Below are 19,118 nucleotides of genomic sequence, written 5' to 3'. Positions count from 1 at the left end.
ATGGTTACGCTGCTGTCTGGAGATGAATGGTGAAGCGGGTGCCGCTGTCGTCGCTCGAAACCTCGATGCGGCCGCCATAATCGGCGACGATGTCCTTCGAGATGACGAGGCCAAGGCCAAGGCCTTTTTCCTTGGAGGTGTTGAACGGCGTGAACAGTGATTTGAGGATCGCGGGTGGAATGCCCGGTCCGTTATCGGACACGCCGACCGTCACGCCGTCCGCGGTCTCCTCGACCGACACCTGCACATGAGCGTCGTCGCGGCCGTCGAGTGCTTCGAGCGCGTTCTGGAAGAGGTTGATCAGCACCTGTTCGAGCCGCACCCGATTGCCCATGACCTTGAGGCTCGGCGGCGGCAGGTCGATGGCCAATGCGTCGAGCCGGCCGGCAAAGCGGCTTCTCAACAGCATGACGGCGCCTTCGATAACACCACGTAATTCGACAGGCTCGGCGGCGGTGCGGCCCTTGCGGGCAAATGCCTTCAACTCCTCGGTGATTGAGCCGATGCGTTCGGTAAGGGCTGCGATAGCGCCGAGGTTTTCCTCGGCCGGCCGGGTCTGCTTGCGGTCGAGGAAGGTGCGAGCATTGTCGGCATAGGCGCGTATGGTGGCGACCGGCTGGTTGATCTCATGGGCGACGCCGGCAGCGACCTGGCCGAGGATGGCGAGGCGGTTGGCCTGGACCAGATCCTGCTGCACGATCTGGAGCTTGGCTTCCGTGTTGCGGTGGCCTGTTATCTCGGCCTGCAACCGGTCGCGGGCGCGGCTCAAATCCTCGGTCCGTTCGACGACGCGGCGTTCGAGTTCGCTGCGGGCCGCCTGTTCGGCGGCAATCCGCATCTGCGCCGACTGCCGGCGCCACAACAGATACGCAGCAAGGCCGAGCAGCGGGACGACGACGCCGAGCGCAAGAAGCCGCATTTCGCGGACGGCGGCGGCGATCGGCGCTTCGACCGGGACAAGATAGTCGAGCCGCCAGGGGGTCGAAGGAACCGTCGTGGAAAGGCTGAGATACTCCGCGTCGCTGCCGCCGGGCGTCATCGCGTGGACGATCGACACATCCGGGCTGAGCGCCCGCGGGTGCTTGATCGGCAACGGCACAAGCGGCGCGTCGCCGAACTGTTGGCTGTCGCGGATCGCGGCTTGCTTAGGTGCGGCCAGCGGTGCGGTTGTCATGAAGCGCCAGGACGGCACGCTGGTGATCAGCACGACGCCATTCTCGTCGCTGACATAAGCCGGGCGGTTCGCCTCGCGCCAGTCGGCTTCGAGCTGGTCGAACTCCATCTTGACGACGACGACGCCGAGCGGTGCGGCTGCACCGCCGACGCGGCGCGAAATGTAGAGGCCGGGACGCTTGCTGACATTGCCGAGCGCAAAATACTCGGCGGTTCCGGCCTGCATCGCGCCGGAGAAATAATCGCGGAAACGGTAGTCGTTGCCGACGAAGCTGATCGGCTCGCGCCAGTTGCTGGAGGCGATCGCCAGTCCATCGGTGCCGATGACATAGAGTACCGACGCCTTGGTGCCCGAGACCAGCCCCTCGAGCTTGCGGTTCAGCACATCGATTGCCGCGGCATTTTTCTGCGACAGCGCGTCACGCACTTGCTGGTCTGCGGACAAAAGCAGCGGCAGGGCGCGCGGGCTTTCGAGCACCGCGCGCAGCAGCGCGACCTTCAGATTGGCGTCGGTACGCCCCTGCGCCGCCAGGGTCCCGACCTCGGCGGTGCGGCCATAGAGGCCGGCGCCGTAGAGCGCTGCCGTGACGATCAAAAGCGCGATGGCCGCAAACAGCAGCCAGGCTCGGCGCGCCCGCCTGGCGAGTTGCTCGGGCGTCGAAGACAAGGCACCGGCGGGGCGTTGCAGCATCGCCCATTTGTGCATGAACTCGCACAAAACACAATTCGACCTATGCGGAGAGTCGCACTTGATCATGCGTCCGGCAGTGCGGACGTTGTCGAATGCTCAACAAAATCAATGATGAATAACTCTTCTGCGTATCTGGCACGGGTGTTGCAAACACGAATTCAGCAGTCGCGAGGCTGCTGGTCAAAACAACTGCCCCGGGGAGTCGAGCTTTCGATCGGGGCGCCATGGAGGACGTCATGCAGACAGCAATCGCTGCCGCCGAGCCGCGCGGCAAACTTCCCTTATACCGGCATCTTTATGTGCAGGTGCTCGCGGCGATCGCCGCCGGCGTGCTGCTCGGCCATTTCTATCCCGAAACCGGCGAGGCGATGAAGCCGTTCGGCGACGCCTTCATCAAGCTGGTGAAGATGGTGATCGCGCCGGTGATCTTCCTGACCGTGGCGACCGGCATCGCCGGCGTTTCCGACCTGCAGAAGGTCGGCCGCGTCGCCGGCAAGGCGATGATCTATTTCCTGGTGTTCTCGACGCTGGCGCTGGTCGTCGGCCTAGTCGTCTCCAATGTCGTCCAGCCCGGCGCCGGCATGCACATCAATCCGGCAACGCTCGATACCACCAAGGTGGCGGCCTATGCCGAGAAGGCGCACGACACAACCATCGTCGGCTTCCTGATGAACATCATCCCCGACACCATCACCGGCGCCTTCGCGCAGGGCGACATCCTGCAGGTGCTGTTCTTTTCGGTGCTGTTCGGCGTCGCCCTGGCGCTGGTCGGCGATCGCGGCCGTCCGGTCGTCGATTTTCTGCAGGCGCTGACCACGCCGATCTTCCGCCTCGTCGCCATCCTGATGAAGGCCGCGCCGATCGGTGCGTTTGGCGCCATGGCCTTCACGATCGGCAAATACGGCATCGGCTCGATCGCCAATCTCGCCATGCTGATCGGCACATTCTATCTTACCGCGCTGCTGTTCGTGCTGGTGGTGCTCGGCGCGGTTGCCCGCTACAACGGCTTCTCGATCCTGGCGCTGATCCGCTACATCAAGGAAGAGCTGCTGCTGGTGCTCGGCACCTCGTCCTCGGAAGCGGCATTGCCGGGCCTCATGGCCAAGATGGAGCGCGCTGGCTGCAACCGCTCGGTGGTCGGTCTGGTCATCCCGACCGGCTATTCCTTCAATCTGGACGGCACCAACATCTATATGACGCTGGCGGCGCTGTTCATCGCGCAGGCGACCGACACGCCGCTCACCTACGGCGACCAGATCCTGCTGCTCGCCGTCGCCATGCTGAGCTCCAAGGGGGCTGCCGGCATCACCGGCGCCGGCTTCATCACCCTGGCGGCAACGCTTTCAGTCGTCCCCACCGTGCCGGTCGCCGGCATGGCGCTGATCCTCGGCGTCGACCGCTTCATGTCGGAATGCCGGGCGCTGACCAACTTCATCGGCAATGCGGTGGCGACAGTGGTGGTGGCCCGCTGGGAGGGAGAACTCGACCAGACGAAGTTTGCCGCCGCCATGGCCGGCGACTTGCCGGAGGAAGTCGACCTGTCGCTGCCGGGTTTGCAGGCCGCCTGACCGTCTAGGCCACATGACCACAAGGCCCCGGAGGCGGTTCGCCGGCTCCGGGGCAAAAGCGGCGGCGGTGGCGGCATGCCGCCTGAAACGCAACCTGAAGTGGCCCTATTTTCGACGCGGGGCTTGTTCCAGCCGCATTTGAAGGCCAGTATCCGCCATGCCTTCAGGGCACCCGTCCGCTTCGCTCCCGACCTGATTGCGAGGCGAGACATTTCCGTCGGGCTCGGTTGCGACATCACCTTGGCCGAACGTCGGAGCTTTTGCTGCCGCCGACCCTGACCATGGCAGCAGCCTCGAAGGCAATGGCGGCCTCAGTACGAAGTCGCAACGCGAAACGTGACCCGTCTCCTCGTGGGAAGCGCAGGCTTTCTCCCAGGGAACTCGTTGCGCGCCAAGAGGGGCGCTTGAAGAGGCGGGCCGGCCCATGAGCGGGCCTTTGCCGAACCAAAGCAAGATGCGAGGTCAAACGCGATGCAGCCTGTCATTCCGGTATCCATCATCATCCCGAACTACAACTATGCGCGGTTCCTCAAACGCAGCATCGACAGCGCCCTCGAGCAGGACTACGCGGATGTCGAAGTCATCGTCGTCGACGATGCATCGCAGGACAATTCCACGACAATCATGGAATCCTATCGCGATGAGATACTCGCATGCCCGCGGGCGCAAAATGGCGGACACGCGGCGGCGTTCAACACCGGCTTTGCGGCGAGCTCGGGCAAGATCGTCCTGTTCCTCGACGCCGACGACTATCTTTATCCAACCGCCGTCTCCACCATTGTCGAAACCTGGGACGAGGCGACCGCTCAGGTCCAGTCCAGACTGCATATCGTCGACGAGGGGCAACGCATCAAGGATGTCTTTCCGCCGCCCGAATTGCCTTTCGACAGCGGCGACGTCATGCCGAAACTCCTGCACAAGGGCCGCTATCAGACGACAGTGACCAGCGGGCTGGCCTTTGACCGCGCAACGCTCGAATCGATCATGCCGATACCGGAGCCGGAGTTCCGCCAGGGCGCCGACGGCTATCTGGCAACGTTGGCGCCGATGTACGGGCATGTCCAATCGATCGACGAATGCCTCGGCGCCTACCGCATCCATGGCGCCAACCATTCAGTCTTCGGTGAAAAGCTCGCCGAGCGGGCACGCTGGCGGGTAACTCACGATTTCCGCCGCATGCAGGCGCTGTCTGACCAGGCCTCCGGGATCGGCCTGACCATCGTGCCGTCGGATGCTGTCCGCCACGATCCGGTCCACCTGGAAGAGCGGCTGGCGTCGCTTTGCGCGGACAGAGACCGACATCCCGTGGCCGACGATTCCCGGCTGGCGCTCGGGGCGGCCGGCGCCGTCGCCAGCCTCGAAATGACCGCATCCCTGCGGCGGCGTGCAATCCTTGCCGCCTGGTTCCTGTCGGTCGGGGTGTTGCCGCGGAAGATGGCGACCGCGGTGCTGTCGTGGAAGCTCGACGCATCGTCGAGGCCGGCATTTTTGAGCCGCCTGTCCAAGAGAATCCGCCATGCGATGGGTTAGCGGCGATCACGGTCCCGCCTGCCCGGACCGGTTCTCCGGTTCGACGGCGCGCTCGACCAGGACATGCGCTTCCCGCGCGGCCTCGATGAACGCGTCCCTGGCGGCTTCGGTCCAGCGATCGTCGCTCATGGCGCGGCGGCATGTGCGCAGTGCCAATCCGTGTTTGGCGCTGCCGGCGTCACGCCAGTGGGTTGTCAGCAACTCGACAGCCTGCCGTGCGTTGGAAATGTTGCGGATATCTCCCACGATGCCGACCGCAACCGCAACCGGCTTGGCAAACCATCCCTGGTTCATGGCAGAGCCCTCGACGTGTTGAACCATCTATAACGAAAATCGTAGCGCAAGGTTTCATTCGCGCCAGTCACCACGGCGTGAGGCGGCCCTCACTGCGCCTCGCGCAGCCTGACCACGACGCTGCGCGCCACAAGCACCAGCACGGTGATGACGATCAGGATCACCGAGAGTGCGGCGATCGCCGGGTCGATGTTGTCGCGCAGGCCCATCCACATCAAGCGCGGCAGCGTGATGGCGTTGACCGAGGTGATAAACAGGGTGACGCCGATCTCTTCCCAGGACAGCACGAAGGACAACAACGCCGCGGTGACGATGCCGAACTTGATATTGGGCATGATGATGCGGGTGGCGCGCTCCCACACGGTGGCGCCGAGGCCGCGGGCGGCGAGGTCGATGCGGCGGTCGAGCTGGCTTAGCGACACCAGGATCAGCACGGTGGCGAAGGGCACCGTCATCACCGCATGCGCCATGGCGACACCCAGCCAGGTGTCGTAGCCGAAGAATGAGCTGACGCCGGAGATCGAGGTCAGCAGGAAGTAGAGCGTGATTGCCGAGACCACCGGCGGCACCACCATCGGCAGCAGCACGAAACCGACCAATGCTGCCGTGAAGCGCGGCTTGAACATCCAGATGCCGAGGCTGAAGCAGAGCGCCAGCACGGTGGAAAAGGCGCTGCTGACGATGCCGATCCTGATCGAGAGCAGGATCGAATTGATCCAGCGCGGATCCTCGATCAGCGCCCGGTAATGGCGCAGCGACAATTCGCCCGACGGCATCGCCAGCATGCGGCTCGGCGTCAGCGACACCGGAATGACGGCGAGCAGCGGCAGCAGCAGGAAGAGCGCGACCAGGGCGGCGAGGATCAGCGAGACGGGACCGGGGCGGTAGGTCGGCATCGCGCTACACCAATTGCTTTGGTCTGATATAGCGGAAAAGCAGCGCCATCAGCGCGCCGACGAACAGCACCAGCACCACGCTGATCGCCGCACCCAGGCCCCAGTCCGGGCTCTGGAAGATGCGGAGATAGATCAGCTCGGCGATCATCACGCTGCGGCCGCCGCCGAGGATCGCCGGCGTGACGAAGAAGCCGAGCGAAAAGACGAAGACGATCAGCGCCGAGCCGATGATGCCGGAGCGGGTCATCGGCACGAATACCGACCAAAAGGTGCGCATACGGCTGGAACCGAGGCCACGCGCCGCCAGCAGCACGCGATCGTCGAGGCTGCGCATCGATGAGGCCAACGGAAACACGGCGAAGGGAATGAGGAAATGCGTCATGCCGACGATAACGCCGAACTCGTTGCGCACCAGCGCCAGCGGCTCCGAGATGAAGCCGACCGCCTGCAGCCAGGTGTTGATCAGGCCGCGATTGGACAAAAGCGCCACCCAGCCGAAGGCGCGCGTCAGCACCGAGATCCAGAACGGCACCAGGATGCAGAACTCGGCCACGACGCGCTGCACCGGCGTGCCGCGTACCCAGACAACGGTGATTGCGTAGGCGGCGGCAACCGAAACGATCGTCACGATCGCGGCGATTCGCAGCGTGCGGATGAAGACCGACTGCACCAACTGATCCGTGAGCAGCGCATTGTACTGCCCCAGCCCCGGCGTGGGCAGGGTAAAGCTCCATTTAACCACGCCAAGGAATGGCCAGGCGTAGGCCAGCACAAGAAAGAGGAGCAGCGGCGCCATCAACAGCGCCGCGCCCATCCTGTCGGAGAGGTATGCTCTCATCCGGTTATCCCGGCTTGTCAGGCGGAGATGATCTTCGTGTATTCGTCGAGTGCTGCCCCGTAGTTCTTGGCGTACCAATCCATGTCGAGCGGAATCTGCTTCTTCATGTTCTCGGGATCGACCGGGTTGATGCGCTTCTTGTCGGCGGGGATCAGCGCATCGGTGGCCGGATTGGCCGGACCCTGGCCGAGCTTGTCGAACATGATGAGTTCCTTCTCCGGGTCCTGGGTGGTGGCGATGAACTTCATCGCCGCGTCCTTGCCGCCGGGATTGCCCTTGAGCACGGCGAGCGCGCCGGGCGAGATCAGGCCCTGGTCCCAGATGAACTTGATCTTGCCGCCGGAATCCTGCTCGATGAGCGAAGCCCGCGTCGACCAGACGATCGCCATCGAGGCCTCGCCATTGAGCAGCACGCTCTGGCTTTCGGCGCCGCCGCCCCAATAGGCGACGACGTTTTCCTTGAAGGCGGCGATCTTGTCATGCGCGCGCTTGAGGTCGAGCGGGTAGAGCGATGCCGGTGCGATGCCGTCGGCGAGCAGTGCCGCTTCCCAGCTCGACACGCCCCATTTGTAGAGCGAGCGCTTGCCGGGGAATTTTGCCACGTCGAAGAAGTCGGCCATGCCAGTTGGTGCCTGGCTGCCGTATTTCTCGGCATCATAGGCGATGACATAGGAGAAGAAATAGGTCGAGGCGGCGTATTCCCAGCCGAAGCCCGGCCGCATCTTCTTCTTGTCGACGACCGCATAGTCGATCGGCTCGAGCATGCCTTGGGCGCCGAGCGTGATGGCCGAGAACGGATCGACGTCGACCAGGTCCCAGGTCGGCGCGCCGCTCTTGAACTGCGCTGCGATCGCGCCTTCGGTCGGGCCGGAGCCGTCCATCTTGACGGTGATGCCGGTCTCCTTGGTGAAGGCCTGGCCGTAAGCCGCATCGTAGGCGGTGATGGCGTCGCCGCCCCAGTTGACCAGCACCAGTTCCTTCGCCGCGGCAAAGGCGCCGGTCGAGCGCAGCAGCATCGGCGTGCCGGCCAGCACCAGTGCGGCCAGCTGCGTGAACTGCCGGCGCGAGATCTCGCCGCGCACTGCCCTGGCGGATAGCGCCTCGATGGAATTTTTCTTGGTTTGGTTTGTCATGTCAGTTCCCCTTTTTTGTCGTTGGTATTTCCTGAATGTCAGCTTGGCGAATTCGCCACGCCGATCGTCATTGCTCTCCATCCGGAAGGAGGAAGCCTTTCTCCGCGGGCCAGGTCAGCCAGACGGAATTGCCCTTGCTGAGGGCAGAGGCGGCGACCTCGTTCGGCACCGAGACCGTCACCTTGGCGCCTTGGCGCGTTGTCAGATCGAGCCGCGTTGCAGCGCCGAGATAGGTCGAGGCGACGGCAGTCGCGGCAATGCCGTTCTCGCCTGCCGCGGCTTCGCGGGCGATCGACATGTATTCCGGCCGGATCGCCAGGATGGCATCGCCACGGACCTTCTCGGCCCTGCAGCGCATGCTGATCGCGCGGTCTTCGCAGAGGCCCGTCGAGCCATTGTCGGCCGGGCGCACGCCCTTCAGCGGCAGCATGTTGATCTCGCCCAGGAACTCGGCGACGAAGCGGTTATCCGGCCGGTCGTAGACCTCGTCCGGCGCGCCGACCTGCAGCAATTTTCCATGATTGAAGATGGCGACGCGCGACGACAATGCCAGCGCCTCGCTCTGGTCATGGGTGACGAAGACGAAGGTGGTGCCGGTCTCCTGGTGCAGCCGCTTCATTTCGGCCTGCATCTGGCCGCGCAGGCCCTTGTCGAGCGCCGAAAACGGCTCGTCGAGCAAAAGTACGCCCGGCTCGAACACCAGCGCCCGCGCCAGCGCCACGCGTTGCTGCTGGCCGCCGGACAATTGCGACGGCAGTTTCTTCTCGTGGCCCTTGAGCCCGACGCGCTCGATCATTTCGCCGACGCGGCGCTTGATCTCGGCCGCCGATTTCTTGCGCACCTTGAGTGGGAAGGCGATGTTGGCCTCGACGCTCATATGCGGGAACAGCGCGTAGCCCTGGAACACCATGCCGGCGGCGCGCTGCTCGGCCGGCCGCTCGGTGATGTCGACGCCGTCGCTGTAAAGGCGACCGTCGGTCGGCTGAATGAAGCCGGCAAGGATCATCAGGAAGGTGGTCTTGCCGGAACCGGAGGGGCCGAGCAGGGTAAGGAACTCGCCACGGCCGATATCGAGCGTCAGATCGTCCAGCGCACGGAACGAGCCGAAGCTCTTGCCGATCCCGATTGCCTTGATCTCTGCGGCCCGGCCGGGTTGCTGCATCCTGCCCTTTCCTTAGCGTAGCCGAAATCGTAGGCAGGGCGGCGGCCCACCGCAACCGAATAGTTTTCGCCTGACCGGCAAATTTGATTCATCTATGCGCCAATCTCCCCTCGAGGGGGAGATGTCGCCGAAGGCGACAGAGGGGGTCGCTTCGCTTGAAGTGCCAACCTCCTCTGCAGCAGCAGGCCGAGCCCAGTTGGACCGACCCCCTCTGGCCGCTTCGCGGCCATCTCCCCCTCAAGGGGGGAGATTAACGCTGGTTCTCCGACAGCTTCGACCTCAGCCACCGCCCAAACGCCTCCAGCACCGGATGCGCCGCCTTGGCGTGCTCGGAAACCAGAAAATACGAGCGCGGGGAGTTGATCGCTATGTCGAAGGGGCGGACCAGCCGGCCTTCGCTCAGTGCCCGGCCGCTGGTCAGCTCGTCGCCCATGGCGATGCCCTGGCCGGCGATCGCCGCCGAAAAGACCAGGTTCATGTCGGAAAAGAAGATGCCGCCTTCCGGGTCGGGGTTCTCGACCTTGGACAGGGCCAGCCAGCGCGCCCAGTCCTCGGTATCGCCGAGATGCAGGAGATTGGCGCGCAGCACGTCTGCCGGCTTGGAGAAGCCGCCGATCTTGTTGAGCAGGGTAGGGCTACACAGCGGCGTGAAGGAGATTTCGCACAGCAGCTCGACCGCGCGGTTCGGCCAATTGCCGACGCCGAAGGCGATGAAGGCGTCGGCCTCGGCGTTGCTGACATCATCGAGACGCCGCGGCGTCAGGATGCGCAGCGCGACATCGGGGTACATCTGCCGGAACTCGCCGATATGGGTGCACAGGAACAGGGAGGCGAAACCCGGCGTACAACTGACACTGAATGAGCCGCCGATGCCGGTGCCGGCATGGCGTGTCACCGCGTCGCCCAGCACCGTCAGCGCCTTGCGCACGTCGCTGGCATAGCGTTGGCCGCGTGGCGTTAGCGCCACGCCCTTGCCGATGCGTTCGAGCAGATCGAAGCCGAGATCGCGTTCGAGCAGGCGCAACTGATGACTGACGGCACTGCGGGTCAGATGCAGTTCGTCAGCGGCGCGCCAGACGCTGCCGTGGCGGGCAAAACTGTCGAGGGCGCGCAGCGCCTGCGTCGAGGGAATTCTCAAGAGGTGAACCGAATTTGCATGAGCCGGAAAAACATATCACTTTTTGGCGAGGCGCTTCACTGCTTTCTTTGAAGGATGAAGATACCGGTGACCTCGGCGCAAGCGACCGCGCTTGCCTGTCTGGACGAAATCCAGCCGTCGCTGTCGGCGTGGACGCGGACCATCTTCGATTTCGGCGAGACCGCCTGGCGCGAATACCAGTCGGCCGCCTGGTATGTCGAGCATCTGAAACACGAAGGATTTTCGGTCGAGGAAGGATCGGGCGGCATGCCGACCGCCTTCTGCGCCCACTGGACCAACGGGACCGGCCCGACCATCGGCATGTATGCCGAGTACGACGCGGTGCCTGGCAATTGCCAGGATGCGGCGACGGTGAAGCGACCGCGCCCTGGCCTCGGCGAACAGGCCGGCGGCCACACCGATCCGCATTCCGGCCTCGGCATTGCCAGCCTCGGCGGGCTGCTGGCGACCAAGGCGGCGATGCAGCGCCACGGCGTATCAGGCACGCTGCGCTTCACCGGCGAGCCGGCGGAGAAGGTGAGGGGATCGAAGCCGATCCATGCCGCGAAGGGCTATTACGATGGGCTGGCGGGCATGATCTCCTTCCATCCTTTTTACATGCTGCCGCTGTGCAACACGGCGCGCTGGGACACACATTGCGGTGCGGCCTATGCGATGATCTACCGCTTCATCTGCGACGAGCCGGAACATTGGGTTCGCGCAAGCGATGCAGCACCCATCCCGCAGGCGCATTCGGCGGTCAGGGCGCCCGGCGCCAACGACGCGCTCATGATGATGTATATGGCGTCCAAGGCGCTGCGCGATTCCATGCTGCCGCACCAGGGCGGCTGGTCGATCAGCGAGGCGATCCTGACGGCGGGCCAGGCGACCGCCGACAATCTGCCGGCGGGGCTGGCCGAGATCCAGTACATGATCCGCGTGCCGACGCTGGCGATGGCCGAGCAGGTCACCGCCGTGCTCGACCGCAATGCGGAAGCCGCAGCCAGGATGAGCGGCTGCCGCCATGAGCGGCACTGGGTGTCGAAGTCGCGGCCGGGGCTGGCCAATCACGTCATGGCCGGCATTGCCTTCGACGCGCTGGCGGCGGTCGGGCCGCCGTGCTGGGACGAGACGGCCAAGGCGATCGCCCGCGAAATCCAGGTCAATGCCGGCGGCACGGCGACCGACGAGCCGTTCATCGCCGAGTTGGAGCAGCTGATCACGCCGCAGGATGCAGAAGCGATCCTGCGCCGCGATTTGCCGCCGTCGCAGCTCAATTCCACCTCCGACGATTACACCGACATGTCGTGGCATACACCGACGGCACGATTCTACGTCGCCCGGCCGGCGCTGCGATCCGAGAACGGCCACGCGTTTCCGTCCTGGGCGATGAATGCGCTGGGCGGCATTTCTGCCACCATCGACCCGATGGTCATCTGCGCCGCAAAGACGGTCGCGCTGGCAGCACTTCGCCTGTTGGAAGACGAGGCTGCGCGCGACGCGGCGATGGATGAATTCGTCACCCGCACCGGCGGCGGCATCGGTGGCTCGAACTGGATCGCGCCGCTCTGCGACTACGATCCGCCAATCGGATTTCGCTGGCCGGAATACATCACCACCCCGCGCGGACGGGATTGGTGGATACCAGGCAACCAAGCCGCATGATCAACCAAGCCGCCCTTCACGAGGAGAAACCCCATGACCGTCCATGACCGCATCGTCACCGAGCCGTTTTCGCTGCAGCGCCGCAACCCGGCCGGCGGAACCAAGCCGCTGACCGCCTGGGGCTTCGCCAACGAGACCGACGTGCTGACCGACGTGCTGCTCGGCTCGCCGAATTTCCTGCGCCATCTCTCGACCAGCTCGCTGTCGCGCAAGCATCTGCGCGAAGCGCCATGCAACGTCCAGATTGCGCAAGCGCAGCACAAGGATCTGGTCGCCGCCTATGAGCATTTCGGTGTCAACATCCACTGGCACGAGCCGACGCCGGAACTGCCGATGCAGGTCTACTCGCGCGATTCCAGCGTCATGACGCCGTATGGCGCCATCATCACCGCCATGGCCCAGTGGTGGCGGCGCGGCGAGAACTACGCGGCGATCCGCACCTATGAGAAGCTCGGCATCCCGATCTACGACATGGTCACCGCGGGCACGTTCGAGGGCGGCGACTTCAACGTCATCGAGGACGGCGTCGTGCTGATCGGCTGCGGTGGCGCCCGCACGCAGGAGGAGGGCGCGCGCCAGGTGCAGGCCTGGTTCGACAAGGAGGGCTGGGAGACCCGCATCGCCTTCATCGACGAATATTATGTCCATATCGACCTGATGGTGGTGCCGATCGCTGAAAAACTGACCGCTGTCTGCCTCGCCTGCACGGAGCCGGGCATCGTCGACTGGCTGAAGGGCAAGGGCCACGAAATCATCGACGTGCCGTTCCAGGATACGATGGCGCTCGGCTGCAACTTCATGTCGCTGGGCAAGGACCGGGTGATCGCGCCGACCTCGAGCCAGACGCTGATCGGTCAGCTCAAGGCGCGCGGCTTCGAGGTGGCGGCCATCGACATGAGCGAGATCTCGAAGACCGGCGGCGGCATTCACTGCATGGCGCAGGCATTGAAGCGCGAGCCGGCCTGAGGGGCCGGCCTTTAGCCCGGCCGCTTGCGCGAAAGCGCCATTGTCAGCACCGTCGATCCCGCCTGGCGCGCGGCGCGCGCCTACAGCACGATGAGCTTTCCCTTGCGCAGACGCCGGGCGCAACGATAGGCGAGGTCGGCGGCGACCATGTCTTCCATGGCAATGCCCATCGCCTTGTAGGTGGTGATCTGCTGATCCGAAACGCGACCCGGCGCGCGGTCGAGCAGCATGGCGCCAAGCTCGGTGCCGAAAGCCGGATCGAAGCCGGCAAGCTCGCAAGAGCCGACCGGGGTCGGTTTGAACGCATCCTTGGTTTCGACAAAAAGACTGGATCTGCCGATGAGCTCGATCGGCATTTCACCGCCGGGCGGTGCCACCCCGACCGACGAGACATGCGTGCCCGGCTGGACCCAGCCTGCGTCGATCACCGGCTGGTAGGAGTGGGTCGCCAGGCACACCACGTCGGAACTGCGCACTGCCGCCTCGAGGTCGGCGACCGCCACCACCGACGGATGCAGCCGGGCAAGCGCTGCCGCATCGTCGAAACTCTTTGAAGCGACACGGATTTCGGCAAAGTCGCGCACCAGCGGCAACAGATGCAGGTGCTGGTTGGCCTGCACGCCGGCGCCCACCACGGTCGCTATCCTGGCATCCCGGCGCGCAAGCGCGCGCACCGACAGCACGGCGGAGCCGGAGGTTCGCACTGCGGTTATGAAGGTGCCGTCCATGATGCAGACCGGCAGGCCGGACAGCGGATCGAACAGGCTGATGGTGGCAAGGTGGCTGGGCAGGTTCTTGGCCAGGTTGCCTTCGAAGACGTTGACGATCTTGACGGTCAGGTTCATGCCCTCCATCCAGGCCGGCATGGCGAGGCTGTAGCCGGCCCCGGGGATGTCGAGTTGTGGTCGGGGTGGATTGACGACCTTGCCTTGTGACAGCACCTTGAAGCCGTCTTCCAGAACATCGAGAAGCTGGCTGAGGTCGATGCATGCCATCACGTCGGCTTCGCTCAGCACCAGGATCTCGGTCGCTCCCTTGCTGATTTCCGCCGCACTCCTGCCGGCTGGGCTGAACGCTTGTTTGGTCATCCTGCACTCCTGTGGTCGTCGAAATCGGCTCACCGCGTTTGCTTAGGTGAGAGAGGGAAGCGCAGGTTATTGCGACGTTTTATGTGATGAAATACGTTGTTTTTGGCATCTCTGCGTGAAATAAGCACAAAAATCTCTGAGATAGCGTGGATTGTGGAATGGAGGATCTCGACCAGATAGACCGCAGCCTGCTCAGGCTGCTCCAGGAAGACGGCCGTCGGACGACGCTTGATCTTGCCGGGCGCGTCGGGTTGTCGCCGACCGGAACCAGCCAGCGGGTGAAGCGCCTGTTCCGCGACGGGTTCATCACCGCGGTCAGGGCCGTGCTTGATCCGCGCAAGGTCGGCCGGGGAACGCTGGTGTTCATCGAGGTCCGGCTTGACCACACGGCGCCGCATGTCTTTGACCGCTTCGCCGAAGCCGTGGCGAAAGCTCCGGAGGTTCTGGAGTGCCATATGGTGGTTGGTGGTTTCGATTATCTGGTCAAGGCGCGGATCGCCGATATGGCGGTGTTCCAGGATTTCCTGCAGCGGGTCATCCTGCCACTGCCTGGCGTGCGCGAAACGCACACTTTCGCCTCCATCGCCGATGTCAAGCCGAACGCCCTCTTGCCGGTGTGATCAGGTGGAGGGGGAACGCTATTCAGGGCGACTTGCATCGCATCTTCGCCATCTTATCGCTCCCCCTGGCGTGCCTTCCGGTGCAGAGATGCCGGAGACCGGCTCTAGCCTTGCAGGGTCAGCAGGTTTGCGTCGCGCGCGAGCCGCCACTCACCATCCGCCTCCTTGCGCAGGAGCGTCAGCGCATATCCCGATCGATGGACCGGCTCGCCATTCGGCGGGGTCGCGGTCATATCGATGCGGCTGCGGATGAAGGCCCAATTGCCGAGAAGCTGTAGTTCCACGATATCGCTCGTGCCGTCGATATGAACGCCGGCCGTCTCCCGCGCGGCTGCCGCGAAGATCTCCTTGTCGAAGGGATCCCGGCCGGGAACCATGAAGATAGCGTCGTCCGTCATCAAGCTGAGGACGGTAGCGATGTCTCCACGCTTGCTCGCATCCATCCACGTCTCGACCAGCTTTCGGATTGCTCTTTCGTCGCCCGTCATCCGTTACCTCCCTGGCATCTCGCCGTCATCGATGGCGCACGGCGCTCCTCCCTCGCTGCTACATAGGGCTTAGATCGCTCTCGTCATCGATTGCAGTGCGTCGCGCCGCGGGTAGCACGGTCCGCAAGCCGGCAGGTTCGCGCCCTCCATGCCTATCGCCAGCCACCGGAGGCGGTGATGCGCTCGCCGGTCAGCCAGGACGCTTCGTCGGAGGCGAGGAACACCGCGACGCGGGCGACGTCGTCGGGCAGGCCGAAGCGACCGAGCGGCGTCATGGCTATAATCTGCTTCTCGAATTCGCTGCCGATGATGCCGATGCGCGCGAGGCCCTCGGTATCGATGCCGCCGGGCGCGATGGCGTTGACGCGGATGTTGCGTGCGCCGAGCTCCCGCGACATCGACAGCGTGATCGTGTCCACCGCACCTTTGGTCGCGGCGTAGACGAGCGAGTTCGGCTGCGGATTGCGGCTGGCGACCGAGCTTATGTTGATGATGCTGCCGCCGCCCGCGCCAAAATGGTTCACTGCTGCTTGCGTGGCCAGAATGATGCCCAACACATTGGTGTCGAACTCGCGGTGAAACTCGGCCTCGGTCACCGCTTCCAGCGGCTCGAATGCGAAGACTCCGGCATTGTTGACCAGTATGTCGAGCCCGCCAAACTCCAATTTCGCCGCCTCGAACAGGCGGCGCACATCAGCCGCTTGCGACACGTCGCCCTGGACGGCGACGGCGCGGCCGCCACGGTCCTCGATCTCGGCGACGACGCGGTCGGCGCCTTCCCGTGACGAGGCGTAGTTGACGACCACTGCGGCGCCGGCCGTGGCAAGACTCTTGGCGATGGCGGCGCCGATACCCTTGGAGGCGCCGGTGACGATGGCGACCTTGCCGTTCAGCTTGCTCATCAAATCTCTCCTTTGTTGACGATGAGCGGTATTTAATCATGATCGAAACGCGTATTATGGTGCCCACAATCCGTTCTTTCGTGCCTGGAATTCCGGAATGACCACCATCCTCGAAAAGACCGCCGGTCTCGTCGCCTTCGTCCGCACGGTCGATGCCGGCTCGTTCCATGCCGCCAGCCGGCTGGTCGGCTCCAGCCCGTCGGCAGTGTCGAAAAGCGTGGCGCGGCTCGAGCGTCGGCTCGGCGTCAGGCTGATCCAGCGCTCGACGCGTCGGCTCGGGCTGACCAGCGAAGGCCTCGCCTACTACGAGCGCGTGGCGCCGCTGCTCAGGGCGCTGGACGATGCCGAAGACATCGTCCAGCTGGCCGATACGGCGCGCGGCCTGCTGCGCGTTACAGCGCCGGTCGAGCTTGGGCGTGGCCTGATCGCGGCATGGGCGCAAGCGTTCCTTGCGCAGCACGGCGCAGTCAAACTGGAGCTCAGCGTCACCGACCGCCACACCGACCTGATCCGCGAAGGCTATGACGTTGCGGTGCGCATGGGGCCGCTCTCAGACACCGGGCTCGTCGCGCGCAAGATCGCCAATCTACCGATCATGCTGGTGGCCTCACCGGCCTATGTCGAGCGGCGCGGCCGCCCGGCATCGGTCGAGGACCTACGGGACCATGATTTCGTCCGCCACCAGATGGCCGGCCGGCCTTATCCGGTCACGTTTGCCGACGGTACGATGATCGTGCCGGATGGCCGGTTAGACACCGACGACGGCGGCGCCATCCGCAATGCAGCACTTGCCGGTGCCGGCATCGCGCATCTGATGCGGTTTGCCGTGCAGAACGATCTCGACACGGGTCGCCTGGTCCGCATCCTGCCCGAGGTAGCGATGCCGACCATGCCGGTGCACATCGTCCATGCGTACGGGCGACAGCTGCCGGTCCGGGCGCGGCTGTTCGTCGATTTCCTTGCAGGCCAAATGGCTGCGCTGACGCGATAGGGCAGACGCATGGTCTATGACGCTAACACCCAGCTTTTGGCAGAGACCAACCGTGCCGGCCGCTTGCGCAAGCGAACCACCCTTACCCGAAGCTAGAACGTGATCTTCACTGAATCGGCGCTGCGGTTGGCCGCGCCGTGGTGGACGGCCTCGATGTTGTTGCCGTCGGGGTCGAGCAGGAAGGCGGCGTAATAGCCGGGATGGTAGGATCGTTCGCCGGGCGCGCCATTGTCGGTGCCGCCGCCGTCGAGGCCGGCCCTGTAGAATGCGTCGACCATGGCGCGGTCATTTGCCTGGAAGGCCAGGTGGTGGCGGCCGGTCAGCTTTCCCAGGGCCGCCGGGCTGTCGGGGCTGGAAATGAACAGCTCGTCGGCCCAGAAATAATCATTGCCGGCGCCACCGATCGGTATGCCGAGCACGTTGAGAACCGCCTCGTAGAAACGACGGCTGGCCTTGAGATCCCTGACCACCAACTGGAGGTGGTCGATGAGACGGCCGCGATGAAGTTCCTGATTTGCCATGCTTGACAGCTCCTGATCGCCGGTTGGGAATCTAGCTTCGAATGGTGCGCGGTCAATCCAGAAAGCCGTGGAATGGCGCCATCGCGCCGACTGGATAAAAAATGCAACCGGATTGTCGGATTCAAGACATGTCCAACGTCCTTCGGACGCAAGCGGCTCGGCGGAGCTCGAAAGGTCGTGCCGTATCAACGCTTCCGGCATGGGAGAAAAGTGAAATGAGCCTTCCCTATCGTTGGGTTATCGTCGCGGCTGGCGCACTGATGACCTGTGTCGCCCTCGGGGCGATGTTCTCGCTGGCGATCTTCCTCGAACCGATGGCGCTCGACACACAATGGTCGCGCGCCGGCATATCGAGCGCGATGACGCTGAACTTTCTGGTGATGGGCCTCGGCGGCTTCGCCTGGGGCGCCATTTACGACCGCTTCGGCGCCCGCATCGTCGTCATGACCGGCGCCGTGCTGCTCGGCCTGGCGCTCGTCCTGGCCAGCCGCACCGGTTCGCTGCTCGTTTTCCAGTTGGCCTACGGCGTGCTCGTCGGCCTCGCGGCAAGCGCCTTCTTCGCGCCGATGATCGCGCTCACCTCCGCCTGGTTCGACACGAACCGCAGCCTCGCCGTCTCGCTGGTCTCGGCCGGCATGGGCGTGGCGCCAATGACCATCTCGCCCTTCGCCCGCTGGCTGATTTCGGCCTACGACTGGCGCACCGCAATGTTCGACATCGGCATAACCGCGTGGGTGCTGCTACTGCCGGCCGCGCTTCTGGTGCGCCAGCCGCCCAAGCCCGCTGCCGACGGCGCTGCCCCAAGCGTTGCCGCGGAGGGTGCCGGCATGACGGTCCCACAGGCGCTGCGCTCGCCGCAATTCATCGTGTTGGGACTGACCTTCTTTGCCTGCTGCGCGGCGCATTCCGGGCCGATCTTCCACATGGTGAGCTATGCGATGCTGTGCGGCATAGCGCCGATGGCGGCTGTCAGCATCTACAGCATCGAGGGCCTGGCAGGGCTGGGTGGCCGGCTGCTTTACGGCGTGCTTGCCGATCGGCTGGGCGTCAAGCCGGTGCTGATCACCGGGTTGGCCATACAGGCCGTGGTTATCGCCGCCTATCTTGCGGTCAGCGAGCTTGGTCAATTCTACACGCTCGCCGTCATCTTCGGCGCCACCTATGGCGGCGTCATGCCGCTCTATGCGGTGCTGGCGCGCGAATATTTCGGCCAGCGCATCCTCGGTACGGTGTTCGGTGCAGTAACCATGCTGTCCAGCCTCGGCATGGCTTTCGGCCCTCTCGCCGGCGGCATGGTGTTCGATGCCTATGCCAGCTATTCCTGGCTGTTCATCGGCTCGGCTCTTGTCGGGCTTGGCGCGATGGCGATTGCGATCGCCTTCCCGCCGCTGCCGCGCAGGGAGTTGCAACCGGCTTAAAGCAGGATCGGCGGAAAAGGGCGGCCGCTTGGATGG

General features: G+C 64.4%; 18 protein-coding genes. 7 read left to right on the top strand and 11 right to left on the bottom strand.

Features of this window, described 5'->3' with window-relative positions; translation table 11 throughout:
- Positions 1–4: 4 nt before the first annotated feature.
- The gene (locus tag NKI18_RS14240; RefSeq protein WP_352617255.1) at positions 5–1,864 is read right to left on the bottom strand and encodes a sensor histidine kinase; all 1,860 of its coding nucleotides are present in this window, start codon (positions 1,862–1,864) and stop codon (positions 5–7) included.
- Between the two features lie 236 nt (positions 1,865–2,100).
- Between NKI18_RS14240 and NKI18_RS14235 the strand changes: the two genes are divergently transcribed.
- A complete protein-coding gene (locus tag NKI18_RS14235; protein ID WP_352587190.1) occupies positions 2,101–3,432 on the top strand; it encodes a dicarboxylate/amino acid:cation symporter in 1,332 nt (443 codons plus the stop codon).
- Between the two features lie 471 nt (positions 3,433–3,903).
- A complete protein-coding gene (locus tag NKI18_RS14230) occupies positions 3,904–4,962 on the top strand; it encodes a glycosyltransferase family 2 protein (protein WP_352455428.1) in 1,059 nt (352 codons plus the stop codon).
- Between the two features lie 6 nt (positions 4,963–4,968).
- Here the strand turns inward: NKI18_RS14230 and NKI18_RS14225 are convergent, their stop codons facing one another.
- The 6 genes from NKI18_RS14225 to NKI18_RS14200 form a co-directional block, all read right to left on the bottom strand.
- A complete protein-coding gene (locus NKI18_RS14225; RefSeq protein ID WP_352617252.1) occupies positions 4,969–5,256 on the bottom strand; it encodes a DUF982 domain-containing protein in 288 nt (95 codons plus the stop codon).
- Positions 5,257–5,345: 89 nt separating this feature from the next.
- Entirely contained in the window at positions 5,346–6,152 is an 807-nt protein-coding gene (locus tag NKI18_RS14220; RefSeq protein ID WP_352617250.1) for an ABC transporter permease, read from the bottom strand.
- A gap of 4 nt (positions 6,153–6,156) precedes the next feature.
- Complete coding sequence (locus NKI18_RS14215) at positions 6,157–6,990, bottom strand: ABC transporter permease (RefSeq protein ID WP_031194462.1); 834 nt, start codon at positions 6,988–6,990, stop codon at positions 6,157–6,159.
- A 17-nt stretch (positions 6,991–7,007) separates the two neighbouring features.
- Positions 7,008–8,123: an ABC transporter substrate-binding protein gene (locus tag NKI18_RS14210; RefSeq protein ID WP_352617248.1), complete on the bottom strand. Its 1,116-nt coding sequence runs from the start codon at positions 8,121–8,123 to the stop codon at positions 7,008–7,010.
- Between the two features lie 67 nt (positions 8,124–8,190).
- On the bottom strand, positions 8,191–9,285 hold the full coding sequence (locus NKI18_RS14205; RefSeq protein ID WP_352617246.1) for an ABC transporter ATP-binding protein: 1,095 nt from the start codon (positions 9,283–9,285) through the stop codon (positions 8,191–8,193).
- A 250-nt stretch (positions 9,286–9,535) separates the two neighbouring features.
- Complete coding sequence (locus tag NKI18_RS14200) at positions 9,536–10,423, bottom strand: LysR substrate-binding domain-containing protein (protein WP_352617243.1); 888 nt, start codon at positions 10,421–10,423, stop codon at positions 9,536–9,538.
- Positions 10,424–10,498: 75 nt separating this feature from the next.
- Between NKI18_RS14200 and NKI18_RS14195 the strand changes: the two genes are divergently transcribed.
- Both NKI18_RS14195 and NKI18_RS14190 read left to right on the top strand, forming a co-directional pair.
- Positions 10,499–12,088, top strand: coding sequence for a zinc-binding metallopeptidase family protein (locus NKI18_RS14195; RefSeq protein ID WP_352617242.1), 1,590 nt, complete (start codon positions 10,499–10,501; stop codon positions 12,086–12,088).
- Between the two features lie 33 nt (positions 12,089–12,121).
- Entirely contained in the window at positions 12,122–13,054 is a 933-nt protein-coding gene (locus NKI18_RS14190; RefSeq protein WP_352578476.1) for a dimethylarginine dimethylaminohydrolase family protein, read from the top strand.
- 80 nt (positions 13,055–13,134) lie between these two features.
- Here NKI18_RS14190 and NKI18_RS14185 read toward each other — a convergent pair whose 3' ends face one another.
- The gene (locus tag NKI18_RS14185; protein ID WP_352617236.1) at positions 13,135–14,142 is read right to left on the bottom strand and encodes an ornithine cyclodeaminase family protein; all 1,008 of its coding nucleotides are present in this window, start codon (positions 14,140–14,142) and stop codon (positions 13,135–13,137) included.
- Positions 14,143–14,300: 158 nt separating this feature from the next.
- On the opposite strand from NKI18_RS14185, the gene NKI18_RS14180 reads away from it, so the two are divergent.
- Positions 14,301–14,762: an Lrp/AsnC family transcriptional regulator gene (locus NKI18_RS14180; RefSeq protein WP_352455438.1), complete on the top strand. Its 462-nt coding sequence runs from the start codon at positions 14,301–14,303 to the stop codon at positions 14,760–14,762.
- Between the two features lie 104 nt (positions 14,763–14,866).
- Here the strand turns inward: NKI18_RS14180 and NKI18_RS14175 are convergent, their stop codons facing one another.
- Positions 14,867–15,250, bottom strand: coding sequence for a YybH family protein (locus NKI18_RS14175; RefSeq protein ID WP_352455439.1), 384 nt, complete (start codon positions 15,248–15,250; stop codon positions 14,867–14,869).
- 152 nt (positions 15,251–15,402) lie between these two features.
- The gene (locus NKI18_RS14170; RefSeq protein WP_352617232.1) at positions 15,403–16,152 is read right to left on the bottom strand and encodes an SDR family NAD(P)-dependent oxidoreductase; all 750 of its coding nucleotides are present in this window, start codon (positions 16,150–16,152) and stop codon (positions 15,403–15,405) included.
- A gap of 97 nt (positions 16,153–16,249) precedes the next feature.
- On the opposite strand from NKI18_RS14170, the gene NKI18_RS14165 reads away from it, so the two are divergent.
- Positions 16,250–17,143 (top strand): LysR family transcriptional regulator, encoded by an 894-nt coding sequence (locus tag NKI18_RS14165; RefSeq protein ID WP_352617229.1) that lies wholly within the window; start codon positions 16,250–16,252, stop codon positions 17,141–17,143.
- A gap of 92 nt (positions 17,144–17,235) precedes the next feature.
- On the opposite strand, the gene NKI18_RS14160 is transcribed toward NKI18_RS14165, so the two are convergent.
- Positions 17,236–17,664 carry a VOC family protein gene (locus NKI18_RS14160; RefSeq protein ID WP_352501275.1) on the bottom strand — a complete coding sequence of 143 codons (429 nt, stop codon included), beginning with the start codon at positions 17,662–17,664 and terminating at the stop codon, positions 17,236–17,238.
- 215 nt (positions 17,665–17,879) lie between these two features.
- On the opposite strand from NKI18_RS14160, the gene NKI18_RS14155 reads away from it, so the two are divergent.
- Positions 17,880–19,082, top strand: a complete 1,203-nt coding sequence (locus NKI18_RS14155; RefSeq protein WP_352451471.1) for an MFS transporter — start codon at positions 17,880–17,882, stop codon at positions 19,080–19,082.
- Positions 19,083–19,118: the final 36 nt, after the last annotated feature.

The organism is Mesorhizobium sp. M0800 (genome assembly GCF_040320095.1).
Lineage (GTDB): Bacteria > Pseudomonadota > Alphaproteobacteria > Rhizobiales > Rhizobiaceae > Mesorhizobium.
Note: the sequence above shows the minus strand (reverse complement) of the source record. Positions and strands in the feature narration are given on the sequence as shown.

Excerpts from the sequence above, each read along its gene's own strand:
- NKI18_RS14240 (WP_352617255.1), bottom strand. The coding sequence starts at position 1,864 with ATGCTGCAACGCCCCGCCGGTGCCTTGTCTTCGACGCCCGAGCAACTC.
- NKI18_RS14235 (WP_352587190.1), top strand. The coding sequence starts at position 2,101 with ATGCAGACAGCAATCGCTGCCGCCGAGCCGCGCGGCAAACTTCCCTTA.
- NKI18_RS14230 (WP_352455428.1), top strand. The coding sequence starts at position 3,904 with ATGCAGCCTGTCATTCCGGTATCCATCATCATCCCGAACTACAACTAT.
- NKI18_RS14225 (WP_352617252.1), bottom strand. The coding sequence starts at position 5,256 with ATGAACCAGGGATGGTTTGCCAAGCCGGTTGCGGTTGCGGTCGGCATC.
- NKI18_RS14220 (WP_352617250.1), bottom strand. The coding sequence starts at position 6,152 with ATGCCGACCTACCGCCCCGGTCCCGTCTCGCTGATCCTCGCCGCCCTG.
- NKI18_RS14215 (WP_031194462.1), bottom strand. The coding sequence starts at position 6,990 with ATGAGAGCATACCTCTCCGACAGGATGGGCGCGGCGCTGTTGATGGCG.
- NKI18_RS14210 (WP_352617248.1), bottom strand. The coding sequence starts at position 8,123 with ATGACAAACCAAACCAAGAAAAATTCCATCGAGGCGCTATCCGCCAGG.
- NKI18_RS14205 (WP_352617246.1), bottom strand. The coding sequence starts at position 9,285 with ATGCAGCAACCCGGCCGGGCCGCAGAGATCAAGGCAATCGGGATCGGC.
- NKI18_RS14195 (WP_352617242.1), top strand. The coding sequence starts at position 10,499 with ATGAAGATACCGGTGACCTCGGCGCAAGCGACCGCGCTTGCCTGTCTG.
- NKI18_RS14190 (WP_352578476.1), top strand. The coding sequence starts at position 12,122 with ATGACCGTCCATGACCGCATCGTCACCGAGCCGTTTTCGCTGCAGCGC.
- NKI18_RS14185 (WP_352617236.1), bottom strand. The coding sequence starts at position 14,142 with ATGACCAAACAAGCGTTCAGCCCAGCCGGCAGGAGTGCGGCGGAAATC.
- NKI18_RS14180 (WP_352455438.1), top strand. The coding sequence starts at position 14,301 with ATGGAGGATCTCGACCAGATAGACCGCAGCCTGCTCAGGCTGCTCCAG.
- NKI18_RS14175 (WP_352455439.1), bottom strand. The coding sequence starts at position 15,250 with ATGACGGGCGACGAAAGAGCAATCCGAAAGCTGGTCGAGACGTGGATG.
- NKI18_RS14170 (WP_352617232.1), bottom strand. The coding sequence starts at position 16,152 with ATGAGCAAGCTGAACGGCAAGGTCGCCATCGTCACCGGCGCCTCCAAG.
- NKI18_RS14165 (WP_352617229.1), top strand. The coding sequence starts at position 16,250 with ATGACCACCATCCTCGAAAAGACCGCCGGTCTCGTCGCCTTCGTCCGC.
- NKI18_RS14160 (WP_352501275.1), bottom strand. The coding sequence starts at position 17,664 with ATGGCAAATCAGGAACTTCATCGCGGCCGTCTCATCGACCACCTCCAG.
- NKI18_RS14155 (WP_352451471.1), top strand. The coding sequence starts at position 17,880 with ATGAGCCTTCCCTATCGTTGGGTTATCGTCGCGGCTGGCGCACTGATG.